The 13858-nt window shown below is 70.3% G+C and carries 12 protein-coding genes; 9 read left to right on the top strand and 3 right to left on the bottom strand.

Translation table 11 applies throughout. From position 1 onward, the window contains the following. Positions 1-27 precede the first annotated feature (27 nt). Genes AB5G72_RS08380 through mshC form a run of 4 tightly spaced genes read left to right on the top strand, consistent with a single transcriptional unit; the run spans position 28 to position 3418 of the window. Entirely contained in the window at positions 28-732 is a 705-nt protein-coding gene (locus AB5G72_RS08380; RefSeq protein WP_120283227.1) for a histidine phosphatase family protein, read from the top strand. Positions 733-772: 40 nt separating this feature from the next. After that, positions 773-1360 carry a DUF3090 domain-containing protein gene (locus AB5G72_RS08375; protein ID WP_440221402.1) on the top strand — a complete coding sequence of 196 codons (588 nt, stop codon included), beginning with the start codon at positions 773-775 and terminating at the stop codon, positions 1358-1360. After that, positions 1357-2139 carry an SCO1664 family protein gene (locus AB5G72_RS08370; RefSeq protein WP_253003590.1) on the top strand — a complete coding sequence of 261 codons (783 nt, stop codon included), beginning with the start codon at positions 1357-1359 and terminating at the stop codon, positions 2137-2139. Before AB5G72_RS08375 ends, AB5G72_RS08370 begins: the two co-directional genes overlap by 4 nt. Positions 2140-2164: 25 nt before the next feature. Then, a complete protein-coding gene (mshC, locus tag AB5G72_RS08365; protein WP_154830721.1) occupies positions 2165-3418 on the top strand; it encodes a cysteine--1-D-myo-inosityl 2-amino-2-deoxy-alpha-D-glucopyranoside ligase in 1254 nt (417 codons plus the stop codon). A 98-nt stretch (positions 3419-3516) separates the two neighbouring features. Here the strand turns inward: mshC and AB5G72_RS08360 are convergent, their stop codons facing one another. Then, positions 3517-4443: a PAC2 family protein gene (locus AB5G72_RS08360; RefSeq protein ID WP_440221401.1), complete on the bottom strand. Its 927-nt coding sequence runs from the start codon at positions 4441-4443 to the stop codon at positions 3517-3519. Between the two features lie 49 nt (positions 4444-4492). On the opposite strand from AB5G72_RS08360, the gene metH reads away from it, so the two are divergent. The 5 genes from metH (at position 4493) to hisG (ending at position 12021) form a co-directional block, all read left to right on the top strand. After that, positions 4493-8053 (top strand): methionine synthase, encoded by a 3561-nt coding sequence (gene metH / locus AB5G72_RS08355; RefSeq protein WP_259823050.1) that lies wholly within the window; start codon positions 4493-4495, stop codon positions 8051-8053. Between the two features lie 185 nt (positions 8054-8238). Further along, positions 8239-10140: a heavy metal translocating P-type ATPase gene (locus AB5G72_RS08350; RefSeq protein ID WP_440221400.1), complete on the top strand. Its 1902-nt coding sequence runs from the start codon at positions 8239-8241 to the stop codon at positions 10138-10140. Between the two features lie 3 nt (positions 10141-10143). Further along, positions 10144-10860: an HAD family hydrolase gene (locus AB5G72_RS08345; protein WP_440221399.1), complete on the top strand. Its 717-nt coding sequence runs from the start codon at positions 10144-10146 to the stop codon at positions 10858-10860. Then, positions 10857-11120: a phosphoribosyl-ATP diphosphatase gene (locus AB5G72_RS08340; RefSeq protein WP_120283215.1), complete on the top strand. Its 264-nt coding sequence runs from the start codon at positions 10857-10859 to the stop codon at positions 11118-11120. The genes AB5G72_RS08345 and AB5G72_RS08340 overlap by 4 nt, the downstream gene beginning before the upstream one ends. Positions 11121-11169: 49 nt before the next feature. Then, entirely contained in the window at positions 11170-12021 is an 852-nt protein-coding gene (gene hisG, locus AB5G72_RS08335; RefSeq protein ID WP_120283213.1) for an ATP phosphoribosyltransferase, read from the top strand. Positions 12022-12122: 101 nt separating this feature from the next. Here hisG and AB5G72_RS08330 read toward each other — a convergent pair whose 3' ends face one another. Together AB5G72_RS08330 and AB5G72_RS08325 are read right to left on the bottom strand one after the other, a co-directional pair. After that, positions 12123-12893, bottom strand: coding sequence for a thioesterase family protein (locus AB5G72_RS08330; protein ID WP_069390067.1), 771 nt, complete (start codon positions 12891-12893; stop codon positions 12123-12125). Then, on the bottom strand, positions 12890-13801 hold the full coding sequence (locus AB5G72_RS08325) for a RecB family exonuclease (protein ID WP_440221398.1): 912 nt from the start codon (positions 13799-13801) through the stop codon (positions 12890-12892). Before AB5G72_RS08325 ends, AB5G72_RS08330 begins: the two co-directional genes overlap by 4 nt. Between the last annotated feature and the right edge of the window lie 57 nt (positions 13802-13858).

Raw genomic sequence — 13858 nt, 5'->3', positions numbered from 1 at the left:
CCGGCGGGCCGTCGGTAATCTTCCCGTATGACCGTCATCCTGCTCCGGCACGGCCGATCCACCGCCAACACCGCCCTCACGTTGGCAGGCCGTACACCGGGGGTCGGCCTCGACGAGACCGGTCACGCCCAGGCCGCGGAACTCGGCCGTCGACTCGGGGAACTACCCGTCGAGGCGGTCGTCCGGTCGCCCCTCATGCGGTGCCGTCAGACGGTCGAACCCCTGGCGCGGTCGCTGGGCGTGGAGCCACTGGTCGACGAGGAGCTGGTCGAGGTCGACTACGGCTCCTGGACGGGCCGACCACTCAAGGACCTCGCCTCCGAGCACCTGTGGTCGGTGGTCCAGCAACACCCCTCGTCGGCGGTCTTCCCGGACGGCGAGTCCCTGGCCGGGATGGCCGGTCGGGCGGTGACCGCCATCCGTCGCCACGACCAGCGCCTGGCGGAGGAGGCGGATCGCGACGTGCTGTGGGTGGCGTGTAGCCACGGCGACGTCATCAAGGCGGTGATCGCGGACGCCTACGGGATGCACTTGGACCAGTTCCAGCGGATCGTGGTGGAACCCGCGTCGGTGTCCGTGGTCCGGTACACGCCACACCGCCCGTTCGTGCTCCGGGTCAACGACACCGGCGGCGACCTGGCGGGTCTCCGCGGGGACCCGGCCGGCCGGGTCGGCGACGCCACGGCGGGGCACGCCAGCTCGGACGCCGTCCCCGGCGGGAACGTAGCCTGATGATCCGCACCACCATCCACCCCACGAGGAGACCACCCGCATGAGCAGGGCAGTGCACGAGTTCCGCGACCCGACCCGGTTCGTGGTGGGCACGGTCGGCCAGCCGGGCGAGCGCGTCTTCTTCGTCCAGGCCACCGAGTCGGGCCGGACCATCTCGGTGCGGTGCGAGAAGCAGCAGGCCCAGATCCTGTCCGAGAGGATGGGCGACCTGCTCGACGAGATCGCCGCCAAGTCCGACGTCCCGATTCCGCCGGCCGGCGGCGTCGTGGATGATCTCGACCCGCTCGAGATGCCGGTCGACGCCGAGTTCCAGGTGGGTACCATGGGGCTCGGCTGGGACGGGGAGCACTCCAAGATCGTGGTGGAGTTGTTGGCGGTGGACCCGTCCGCCACAGACGAGTCGGTGGTGCTGTCGGACGCCGAGGACGCGCCGGACGCGCTGCGCGTCTTCCTCACCCCCCAGCGGGCCCGGCAGTTCGTGCTCCGCAGCGAGAAGGTCGTCTCCGCCGGCCGTGCCCCGTGCCCGCTGTGCGGCGAACCGATCGACACCACCGGCCACCTGTGCGTCCGCCTCAACGGTTACCTCCCGCGGTCCGGTGAGGCGCTCACCGACCTCATCGACCCGTGACCGACCGCCCGGTCAGCCCCGAACTCACCGTGCTGTACCGGATCCCGTCCGGCAGCAACGCGGTCTACCACTGTGTGGACGCCCACGGGGACAGCTGGGTCTACAAGCCGTCGGCGGGGGAGCGGCCGCTGATGGACTTCCCCGACGGCAGCCTCGCCGCGCGGGAGATCGCCGCACACGCGGTCTCCGAGGCGTTGGGCTGGGACCTCGTGCCACAGACCGTGGCCGCGCACGGCCCGGGCGGGCCGGGGATGGCCCAGCGCTGGATCGAGGAGATCGATCGCGAGCAACGCTCCGGGCACGACCCGATCGACGTCCACCCCGCCGACGCCGTCCCGGGCGGCCGGGCGGTCGTGCTGCGGGGGGAGGGCGCGCGGGGCGAGGACGTGGTGGTGGCACACGGCACCGACGACCGGCTGCGCCGTATCGCGGTGTTCGACCACGTGGTCAACAACGCCGACCGGAAGGGCGGACACGTCCTCGTCGACGCCGCGGGGGTCGTCTGGGCGATCGACCACGGCCTGTCCTTCCACACCGAGCCCAAGGTGCGCACCGTCCTGTGGGGGTGGGCGGGTCAACCCCTCACCGCCGACGAGGTGGCGGGGTTGGAGCGTCTCCGGCGCGACCTGGCAGAGGGCGGCGCACTCGGCGCGGCCCTGTCCGACCTGCTCTCCTCCGCCGAGGTCGAGGCTCTCACCGAGCGCGTCGACACCCTCCTCGCGACCCGGGTGTTCCCCGTTCCCGGCCCCGGCTACCCCTTACCCTGGCCGCTCTTCTGACCGCGTGCTCTCTAGACTCGGCCGCATGCACTCGTGGTCCACGCCTGTCGTCCCCTCGGTCCCCGGCGACGGCGTCCCCCTGAGGTTGTTCGACACGGCCGGCGGGGAGGCCCGCGAGGTGGCGCCGGGGCCCGTCGCACGCATGTACGTCTGCGGGATCACCCCGTACGACACCACCCATCTCGGTCACGCGGCCACCTATCTCACGTTCGACCTCGTCTACCGTCAGCTGCTCGACGCCGGGCACGAGGTCCACTACGTCCAGAACACCACCGATGTCGACGACCCGCTGTTCGAGCGGGCCGAGCGTGACGGCGTCGACTGGCAGGAGCTGGGGGACCGCGAGACCGACAGGTTCCGCGAGGACATGGAGGCGCTCCGGGTCCTCCCGCCGCGTGACTACGTCGCGGCCACCGAGACCATCGACGAGGTCGTGGAGATGGTGGCCGAGCTCCTCGAGCGTGGTCACGCCTACTGCATCGACCCCGCCGTCGACGGCTACTCCGACGTCTACTACCGCCACCGCGCGACCGAGGAGTTCGGGTACGAGTCGGGCTACGACGACGACGAGATGGCCGCCGCCTTCGCCGAGCGCGGTGGCGACCCCGACCGAACCGGCAAGGAACACCCGCTGGATGCGTTGCTGTGGCGTGTCAATCGTCCCGGCGAGCCGGCGTGGCCCTCCCCCTGGGGGGCGGGCCGACCCGGGTGGCACATCGAGTGCTCGGCGATCGCCCGCAACCGACTGGGGATGGAGTTCGACATCCAGGGTGGCGGCAGCGACCTGGCCTTCCCCCACCACGAGTTCTCCGCCGCCCACGCCGAGGCGGCCACGGGGGAGGCGCCCTTCGCCCGTTTCTACGTCCACGCCGCGATGATCGGGCTCGACGGCGTGAAGATGAGCAAGTCGCTCGGCAACCTGGTGCGCGTGCAGGCGCTGCGGGAGGAGGGCGTCGACCCGGCGCTCATCAGGCTCGGCCTGTTCGCCGGGCACTACCGCGTGGACCGGTCCTGGTCCGGGGAACTCCTCGAGGCCGCCCGTCTCCGATACGACACGTGGAACCGGGCCGTCGCCCGCGGCGCCGGTGCGGACTCGGCGGCCGCGATCACGGCTCTGCGCGAGCGCCTCGCGGACGACCTGGACACGCCCGGGGCGTTGGCCGTGATCGACGCGTGGGCGGAGGCGACGCTGGGCGGTGACGAGGCGGACCCGGCCGCCGGTGTCGCGGTCGCGACCGCCCTGGACGCTCTTCTCGGCATCCCGTCGACCGCCGCCTGACCGGCCGGGCCAGCTGACCTGCTGACCGGCGGGGCCGCCTGGCCGGTGGCACACGCCTGCCTGCGGGACGCGCGTGCCGCGACCCGGCCGGCCGCGGGTCACCCGGCGTCGGGCTCGTCCCGCTCGCCCCGCAGGAAGCGCTCGAACTCGGCCGCGATCGCGTCGCCGTCGACCAGTGGCATCGCCTCCCCACCCGACGCGCGGCCGCGGTCGGGCTCCGGGTCGACCCCCGGGGTCACCCCGGAGTCCTCGTCCATCCGGTCCTCGAGGGACTGGATGTAATCGCGGAGGTCCTCGTCCTCGCCCGCAGCGGCGTCGACACGGTCGGCCCACGTCCGCGCCTGCACGCGCAGCGCGTCCATCGGTACCGCCATGCCCAGGTTCTCCGCGATCCAGGACAACATCGCCTCGGTACCGCGGGGGTTCGGCGGCGAGGCCACGTAGTGGGGGACCCCCGCGAACACACTCAGCGTGGGCACCCCCGCCTCGGTGAGCAGTTGCTGGAGCACCCCGGACATCCCGGTGGGCCCCTCGTAGTCCGACGGTTCGACACCCATCGACGCCATCCGCTGGCGGCTGAACGCCGCGCCGGTGAGCGGGACCGGACGGGTGTGCGGCACGTCGGCGAGGTAGGCCCCCAGCAGGATCACCTGGGACACCCCGAGGGTGTCGACCAGGTCGACGAACTCCGAGGCGAACCGGCGCCACTTCAGGGCCGGCTCGGGCCCCCGCACCAGCAACACGTCCGCGGCGAACCCGTCCGGTCGACACGCCGACACCACCACCCGGGGCCACTCCACCGAGCGGGACACCCCACCCGAGATCCGGACGACGGGCCGCTGGTCCAGGTAGTCGAAGAACTCGTCACCGCCGACCTCGGCGATCTGGCGGGCCTCCCAGTTCAGGGCGAGGTGTTCGATGGTGCCGGTCGCCACGTCCGCGGCGTCGTTCCAGCCCTCGAAGGCCACGATCATCACCGGGCTCTCCAGATCGAGATGCCCGTCGGGACTCCATTGGACAGTCATTAGTACAGCCTACGTTCGTCCGGTTGTTCCCCACCCATACACTGGGGCCATGTCTGTCGATTTCGATTCGCCCTTATTGGATGCCGCCCGTCGGCGAGTACTGATCGGTGACGGGGCGATGGGCACGATGTTGCAGGCCGTCGACCTCGACGTGGACGCGGACTTCCTGGGCCTGGAGGGCTGCAACGAGATCCTCAACGCCACACGTCCGGACGTCGTGGAGGACATCCACCGGGCGTTCTTCACCGCTGGCGCCGATCTGGTGGAGACCAACACCTTCGGCTGCAACCTGTCCAACCTGGGCGACTACGACATCGTCGACCGGATCGGTGAGCTCGCGGAGAAGGGCGCGGCGATCGCCCGCAAGGTCGCCGACGAGATGGGTCCGTCCGAGGACGGGACCCCCCGGATGGTGCTGGGTTCCCTCGGGCCGGGCACCAAGCTGCCCTCCCTGGGGCAGACCACCTTCGAGGAGATGCGGGACGCGTACGCCCAGGCCGCCGAGGGGCTGGCACGAGGTGGCGCGGACGCCTACCTCATCGAGACGAGCCAGGACCTGCTCCAGGTCAAGGCCGCGGTGCTCGGGTGCCAGGACGGGATGGCCGCCGCCGGCCGGCGGCTGCCGATCATCTCCCACGTCACCATCGAGACCACGGGCACCATGCTGCTCGGCTCGGACATCGGCGCGGCCCTCACCGCGTTGGAACCGCTGGGCATCGACATGATCGGCCTCAACTGCGCCACGGGTCCGGCCGAGATGATCGAGCACCTGCGGTTCCTGTCCCGGCACGCCGGGATCCCCGTGTCGGTCATGCCCAACGCGGGACTGCCGGAGCTCGGCGAGCACGGCGCCGTCTACCCCCTGGGCGCCGACGCGTTCGCGCCGCAGGTGGCCGACTTCGTCTCCGAGTTCGGCCTGTCGATGGTGGGCGGGTGCTGCGGAACGACCCCCGAGCACATCACCCGCCTGCGCGACGAGGTCCTGGGCCGCGAGAAGGCCGAGCGTCGGGTGGAGCCCGTCAACGCGGTCGCCTCGCTGTACAGCTCGACCCCCCTGCGCGCCGACGCCGGCATCCTCATGATCGGCGAGCGCACCAACGCCAACGGTTCCAAGCGTTTCCGCGAGGCCATGCTCGCCGGCGACTGGGACACCTGCATGGAGATCGCCAAGGAGCAGATGCGCGACGGTGCGCAGATGGTCGACCTCTGCGTGGACTACGTCGGCCGGGACGGCTCCGACGACATGAAGGAGTTGGCCGGCCGGCTCGCGACCTCCTCGACGCTGCCGATCATGCTCGACTCGACCGAGCCCGGTGTCATCGAGGCCGGTCTGGAGAAGCTGGGTGGCCGCTGCGCGGTCAACTCGGTCAACTACGAGGACGGCGACGGGCCGGAGTCCCGTTTCCAGCGGATCATGCAGCTGGTCTCCCGCCACGGCGCGGCTGTGGTCGGGCTGACCATCGACGAGGAGGGCCAGGCCCGGACCGCGGATCGCAAGGTCGAGATCGCCGAGCGGCTCATCGCCGACCTCACGGGTAACTGGGGGGTGGCGGAGGAGGACATCATCATCGACTGTCTGACCTTCCCCATCTCGACCGGCCAGGAGGAGGTCCGCCGCGACGGCATCGAGACCATCGAGGCCATCCGCCGACTCACCGGGTCACACCCGAAGATCCACACCACGCTCGGCTTGTCGAACATCTCGTTCGGCCTCAACCCGGCCGCCCGCCAGGTGCTCAACTCGGTGTTCCTGCACGAGTGCATCCAGGCGGGCCTGGACACCGCGATCGCGCACAGTTCCAAGATCCTGCCCATGAGCAAGATCGACGAGCGGCAGCGGGAAGTCGCCCTCGACCTGGTCTACGACCGTCGCGGTGAGGGATATGACCCCCTCCAGGTGTTCATGGAGCTGTTCGAGGGCGTGTCCGCGGCCGGCGCCAAGGACGCGCGCGCGGCCGAGCTCGCCGCGATGCCGCTCATGGAGCGGCTGTCGGCCAGGATCGTCGACGGCGAGCGCAAGGGACTCGAGGCGGACCTCGACGCCGCGATGGCGGAGATCCCCCCTCTGGAGATCATCAACACCCACCTGCTCGGTGGGATGAAGACCGTGGGTGAGCTCTTCGGGTCCGGTCAGATGCAGCTGCCGTTCGTCCTGCAGTCGGCGGAGACCATGAAGGCCGCGGTCGCCCACCTGGAGCCCCACATGGAGGCCAGCGACGAGGACGGCAAGGGCCGCATCGTCCTCGCCACGGTCAAGGGCGACGTGCACGACATCGGCAAGAACCTCGTGGACATCATCCTGTCCAACAACGGCTACGACGTGGTCAACATCGGCATCAAGCAGCCGATCTCGGAGATCATCTCCGCGGCCCGCGAGCACAAGGCCGACGTGATCGGCATGTCCGGCCTGCTCGTGAAGTCGACCGTCGTGATGAAGGACAACCTCGCCGAGCTCAACTCGGAGGGGATCGCCGGGGAGTTCCCGGTCCTACTCGGCGGTGCCGCGCTGACCCGGTCCTACGTCGAGGTCGATCTCGCCGGGATGTACCAGGGTGAGGTGTTCTACGCGCGGGACGCGTTCGAGGGCCTGCGGCTCATGGACGAGGTGATGACGTCCAAACGGACCGGGGTCCCGATGTCGCAGTCGTCGGAGTCCGCGGCCAAGGCCGAAGAACGCCGCGAGCGCCGCGCTCGCAGTGAGCGGATCGCCGCCAAGCGCGCCGCCGAGGCCGAGCCCGTCGTGGTCCCCGAGCGGTCGGACGTCGCGGCCGACCAGCCGATCGCGACCCCTCCGTTCTGGGGGACCCGGATCGCCAAGGGGATCCCGGTGGCGGACTACGCCGGTCACCTGGACGAGCGTGCCCTGTTCTTCGGCCAGTGGGGCCTGCGGGGCACCCGCAGCGGCGACGGGCCGGACTACGAGGAGCTCGTGGCCACCGAGGGCAGGCCCCGCCTGCGTTCGTGGATCGACCGGCTGACCACCGAGAACATCCTGTCCCACTCGGCCGTCGTGTACGGCTACTTCCCGGCCTACTCGGTGGGCGAGGAGATCTGGGTGCTCGCCGAGCCGCGCCCCGACGCCGAGGTGCTCCACAAGATCGCGTTCCCGCGCCAGCAGCGACCGCGCTTCCTGGCCATCCCCGACTTCCTGGCCTCCAAGGAGCGCTGCGAGGCCGAGGGAGTGGTGGACGTGCTGCCGTTCCAGCTGGTCACCATGGGCACGCCCATCGCGGACTTCGCCAACGAGCTGTTCGCCGCGGACAACTACCGGGACTACCTCGAGGTACACGGCCTGTCCGTGCAGCTCACCGAGGCCCTCGCCGAGTTCTGGCACCGGCGGGTCCGCGACGAACTCCGCCTGCCCGAGGGCACGGTCTCCGACGAGGACCCGGACAGCATCGAGGAGTACTTCAACCTCAAGTACCGGGGTGCCCGGTACAGCTTCGGCTACGGCGCCTGCCCCGACCTGGAGTCCCGCAAGGTGGTCGTCGATCTGCTCGAGCCCGAGCGCATCGGCGTCGAACTCTCCGAGGAACTGCAGTTACATCCCGAGCAGTCGACCGACGCGTTCGTGCTGTACCACCCGGAGGCCAAGTACTTCAACGTCTGAGGCGGGCACGCAGGACAGCCTGTCCTTGCTGGTAGAGGACATACCCGACGGCGGATGATGAAGTCATGCACACCATCGGGCACCGATCTGGCGGTGAATCCACCAGCCCCGCGTCGGCATCGACGCGGGGCCGGGCGGACGGGCCACTCCGCACCTTCGTCGGCTCTCGCCAGGGGGTACTCGCGATGGCCACCGTCCTGGCCATCGCGATCCACCTCGTGTCGCGCGCGGTCACCGGTCCCGGCGTCTCCACGACGGTCGAGTGGTCGATCCGGGCGCCCCTGGTCGCGGTGGTCGTGGTCGGCGGGGTCCCACTCATCCTCGAGGTACTGCGCTCGGCGGTGAGGAGCGCGGGTGGGGCGGACATGCTCGCCGCCATCTCGATCATCACGGCGGTCGCTCTCGACGAGTGGCTGGTCGCCGCGATCGTCGTCCTCATGCTGTCCGGCGGCGAGGCGCTCGAGGCCGCCGCGTCGCGGAGGGCATCGGCCACCCTCGACGCCCTCGCGCGGCGCAGTCCCACGATCGCGCATCGACTCCGCGGGGACTCCACGGCCGCGGGCGTGGACGACATCCGCGCCGAGGAGGTCCGCGTGGATGACCTCCTCCTCGTCCTGCCTCATGAACTGTGCCCCGTCGACGGCGAGGTCGTGGGTGGCGACGGCGCCATGGACGAGTCGTTCCTGACCGGCGAACCGTACGTCGTGCCGAAGTCACCCGGCTCCCAGGTGCTCTCCGGGGCCGTCAACGGCGAGGTAGCGTTGACCGTCCGGGCCGAACGCCGGGCGGCAGACTCCCGGTACGCGCAGATCGTCGGCGTCCTGCGGGAGGCGGAGGAACACCGGCCCCCGATGCGTCGCCTGGCCGACCGTCTCGGCGCCTGGTACACGCTGGTCGCACTTGCCCTCGGCGTCCTCGGCTGGGCCATCTCGGGCGACCCGACCCGCTTCCTCGCCGTAGTGGTCGTCGCGACCCCGTGTCCACTGCTCATCGGCGTACCGGTCGCCATCATCGGCGCCATCTCGCTGTCCGCCAAGCGTGGGATCATCATCCGGAACCCGGCAATGCTCGAGAACGTCAGCCGGATCGAGACGATGATGTTCGACAAGACGGGCACACTGACCTACGGTCGCCCCGTCCTGACCGAGATCATTCCTCGACCGGGCACCGATCCGGATGGCGTGCTGGCGACCGCAGCGGCGGTCGAGGTCTACTCCCGTCATCCTCTCGCCCGAGCTGTCGTCGACGCCGCCACCGAACGAGGTCTCGCCATACCACCACTCAGCTCGGTCGCCGAGAAACCCGGCGCCGGACTGGTCGGTGAGGTGGGCGGCCACAGCCTTCGCCTGACCAACCGTCGTGGACTCGCCGCGGTCGACCCCGACGCCGTCGACCTCCTCCCGGGGACGGAGGCCGGTCTGGAATCGATCGTCCTCCTGGACGACCGGTACGCCGCCACCCTCCGGTTCCGGGACGAACCGCGGGCGACCGCAGGCGACTTCATCGCACATCTGCCGCGCTCGCACGGCGTCAAGCACATGATGATCATCTCGGGTGACCGTGAGGCCGAGGTCCGCCGTCTGGCGGACCGGGTGGGGATCGGAGAGGTGTACGGCGGGGTCAGCCCCGAGGGCAAACTCGCGATCGTCCGCGAACGCACTGCCGCGGGGCCGACGCTGTTCCTCGGGGACGGCATCAACGACGCCCCGGCGATGACGGCCGCGACCGCAGGAGTCGCGTTCGGTGCCACCTCCGACGTGACGTCCGAGGCCGCCGACGCGGTGGTGCTGGATTCCTCACTGGAGCGCCTCGACGACCTGCTCCATATCGGAGCGCGTATGCGTCGGATCGCCCTGCAGTCAGCGGTCGGCGGGATGGCCGCCTCCATGATCGGGATGCTCCTCGCCGTCTTCGGGTTGCTGAGCCCTCTCGCGGGGGCGATCGCGCAGGAGGTCATCGATGTGCTGGCGATCCTCAACTCGGCGCGCGTCGTGATGGCGCCACGGAAGCTCAGTGACTTCGATGCGATCCCGTCGCAATCGGCGCCTCGGGTCACCCCCGGTTCACCTGACTCGGGTAGACAGTAGGCCGTGACCAGCAATTCCTCTGACAGTGTTCCGGCCGCCGTCTGTCTCGACATGGACGGCACCCTCGTCGACACCGAGCGACTGTGGGACATCGCCGTGTACGAGCTCGCCGAGCACCTGGGGCGCCCCCTCGACGAGACGACGCGCGAGAGGACGCTGGGCAACTCCCTCCACGGGTTCTTCGAAATCCTCGGCGAGTACACGGGTCGCCGGATCGTGGGCGAGGAGTTCGACCGCCTCGCCCACCGCTTGAACTCCCGGGTCACCGAGTTGATGCGAACTGATATGAGGTGGCGGCCGGGCGCCGAGGATCTCCTCGCCGATATCGCGTCGACGGGGACTCCGGTCGCGTTGGTCACCAACACCACCGCCGATGTCGCGGTGGTGCCCCTCGAGTTCATCGACCGCTCCCGCTTCGACGTGGTGGTCACCGGGTGCATGGTCACCGAGGCCAAGCCCGCCCCGGGCCCGTATCTCCTCGCGTGTGCCCGGCTCGGGGTGGAGCCCGGCTCGGCGGTGGCGGTGGAGGATTCCGTCACCGGCGCGACCGCGGCGGTCGCCGCCGGATGCCGGGTGCTGTACATCCCGTCGACCGACGGCCAGCCCGGCGTCGTCGGGGCCCACACCCACGACACCCTGGAGGGCGTCGACACCGCGGCGCTCCACGGGCTCACCTCCGGCACACCCGTGGGTGCGGCTATGGGACAATCGAGCGTGTGAAGACCTTCGACTCGCTGTTCACCGAGCTGTCCGAGCGCATCACCGCGCGCCCCGAGGGGTCCGGCACCGTCGCCGCGTTCGACAAGGGTGTGCATCATCTGGGCAAGAAGGTCATCGAAGAAGCCGGAGAGGTGTGGATCGCCGCCGAGTACCAGTCCGACGAGGAACTGGCGGAGGAGATCTCGCAGCTCCTGTACTGGACCCAGGTCATGATGCTCAGGCGCGGACTCGGCCTCGAGGACGTCTACCGACATCTCTAGACCCCGCCCCGCGTCCACCCTCACGCTCACAGATCCCGGAGCCCCCGTCATGCTGCGCGTCGCACTGCCCAACAAGGGCGCCCTGTCCGAGTCCGCCTCCGAGATGCTCGCCGAGGCGGGGTACCGCCGTCGGCACGAGGGGAGCAAAGACCTCACGCTGATCGACCCGGACAACGACGTCGAGTTCTTCTTCCTCCGTCCCAAGGACATCGCCGTCTATGTGGGCTCCGGCCGCCTCGAGATGGGCATCACCGGCCGGGATCTGGCCGCGGATTCCATGGCCGAGGTCGATGAGCTCCTCGATCTGGGCTTCGGCCACTCCACCTTCCGCTACGCCGGTCCCGCCGGGGCGGGATGGTCCACCGACCGGCTCGCCGGCGCACGGATCGCGACCTCGTACCCCAATATCGTGCGTCGGGACCTCCAGCAGCGGGGGGTCGAGGCGGAGGTCATCCGCCTCGACGGCGCCGTGGAGATCTCGATCCAGCTGGGGGTGGCCGACTGCATCGCCGACGTCGTGGGGTCCGGGCGGACGCTCAAGGTCCACGGCCTGGAGGCGTTCGGCGACATCCTGTGCGACTCCTCGGGCGTGCTGATCTCCCGGGCGGACGCCGAGGTGTCCGGGGCGATGGCACAGCTCAGGGCGCGCCTGCAGGGCGTGGTGTTCGCCCAGCAGTACATGATGCTCGACTACAACTGCCCCAAGGATCTGCTCGACGAGGTCTCGGCGATCACGCCGGGCATCGAGTCGCCCACGGTCTCGCCGATGGCGGACCCGGCGTGGATCGCCGTCCGGTCGATGGTGCCGCGCAAGCGGGTCAACTCGATCATGGACGAGCTCGCCGCGTCCGGTGCGAAGTCGGTCATCGCGACCGACATCCGCTCCTGCCGGATGGGCTGACAACCAGAAGATCCGCTACCCTCCCTTCGAATCCGCTACCCGCACAGGGGTAGCGGATCCGCAGTCGGAGTAGCGGATCCTCGGGCTGGGACCGCGCCCGATCAGACCCGCTCGATCAGCAGTGCCTGCAGGGTGTGGCCGATCGCACCGACCTCGTCGAAGAGCGTTCCGGTGGTCGCGCCCACCCCGTCGGGACCGATCGAGGCCCGCGCTGTCACCCCGATCCACTGCCCGACGGGCCGGCGGTGCAGGTGCGTGATGACGTCGGTATTGAGGAATCGCCACTCGTGGGGCTCGAGGACCGCTCCGACGCCGTTGGCGATGTCCGCCACGCACATCACGTGCTCGGCGGGGGTCGTCTCCTCACCTGCCACCAGCGGCAGGGTGGGCCGCGCCCACACCGTGCCGTCCTCGGCACCCCGGATCTCGAGAGAGTCGATGTAACCGCTGGTCCAGCGGTTGAAGAACTCACTGTTGTGATCGGCCCCAGGCAGCCGGCGGGGCTGATCCAGCGTCTGCTCGACCTCCGCGGTGTCGCTGACGAGCATCCGCCACGCACTCGCCCGGGCGACGATCCGTCCCCGCGCCTCGAGCTCGGACTCGACCAGCTGGATCCGCCGGCCCGGTCGGGTCACGCGCGCCCGCGTCCGCAACTCGCCCAGGGGCACCGGACCCAGCAGGTCGACCGCCACCCGCGCGATGCGCGTCTCGTCGGACGGGTCCAGCCGATCCATGGCCCGGGTGAGGAGGGCAGAGGGCGGGGCCCCGTGTTGCAGGTCGGGGCCCCAGGCGCTCACGGTGTGCGGCGTCGCTCGGAAGACCTCCCAGCCGTCGTCGGTACCCAGCGGCTCGAAGTAGGCCTCCGTCATCATGTTCTCCTCGGTTCTCCCTGACCTGACAGCAGACTGTCCGTCCCGGCTGGTACCACCCGCGTCCCGGGCCACCCCGGGTACTCCGGCGGGGTACCGCCGTACGCCGGACACAGGGCCTGATGATTGCACCAGTCGCACAGGCGGGACGTACGGGGGCGGAAGTCCCCCGTCTCCCCGGCCCGCTCGATATCCGACCAGAGCGAGTCGAGGGACGCCTCGGTCTCGCCGAGGGATGCATGATCCGGGGTGAGGGTGAGCCAGCTGCCGTTCTTGAGGTAGATGAGTTTGAGCTGCGCGGGGAGCACCCCGTGGACGCGGTGGTACATCAGGGCGTAGAAGCGCATCTGGAACATCGCCTGGTGCTGGTACCGCGGGTTCGGGGGTTTGCCGGTCTTGTAGTCGACGACCCTGACCTCGCCGGTCGGCGCCACGTCGACCCGGTCGAGGTAGCCGTGGAGCGGGGTGCCCGACTGAGTGGCCGTGAGCAGGTACTGCTCGCACGAGGCGGGGGAGAAGCGCTGCGGGTCCTCGACGCCGTAGAGGGCCGAGACCAGGCCCGCGACCTCGGCCTCGAACCCGGGGCGTTCGGCGACAGGTACCACGTCGGCCCCGTCCTCCGCCGCGTAGAAGTGCTCGACGGCGGCGGGGACGAGGTCCGCGGCGCGCTGCGGCGCCCGATCGGACTGCTCGAGGCCGTAGAGCTCCTCGAGCACCGAGTGGACGACGGTGCCCGTCACCTGGGCGCGTGTCTTGGGCTCCGGGATCCGGTCGATGGTGCGCAGGCGGTACAGCAGCGGGCACTGCCGGAAGTCCGCCGCGCGCGAGGCGGACAGGGCGAGGGGTTTGCGTTCCGGCAGGGGTACGTCGCCCGCTGCCGGGATGCCGCCGATTTCCAGGGGATCCGTCACACCTGGCAGGGTAGACAACCGGTCGGACAACCGGCCCGTATGTCCCCCTGGAGGTCC

It is taken from the genome of Dietzia sp. MNB45 (assembly GCF_051994785.1).
Classification (GTDB): Bacteria; Actinomycetota; Actinomycetes; order Mycobacteriales; family Mycobacteriaceae; genus Dietzia; species Dietzia kunjamensis.
Note: the sequence above shows the minus strand (reverse complement) of the source record. Positions and strands in the feature narration are given on the sequence as shown.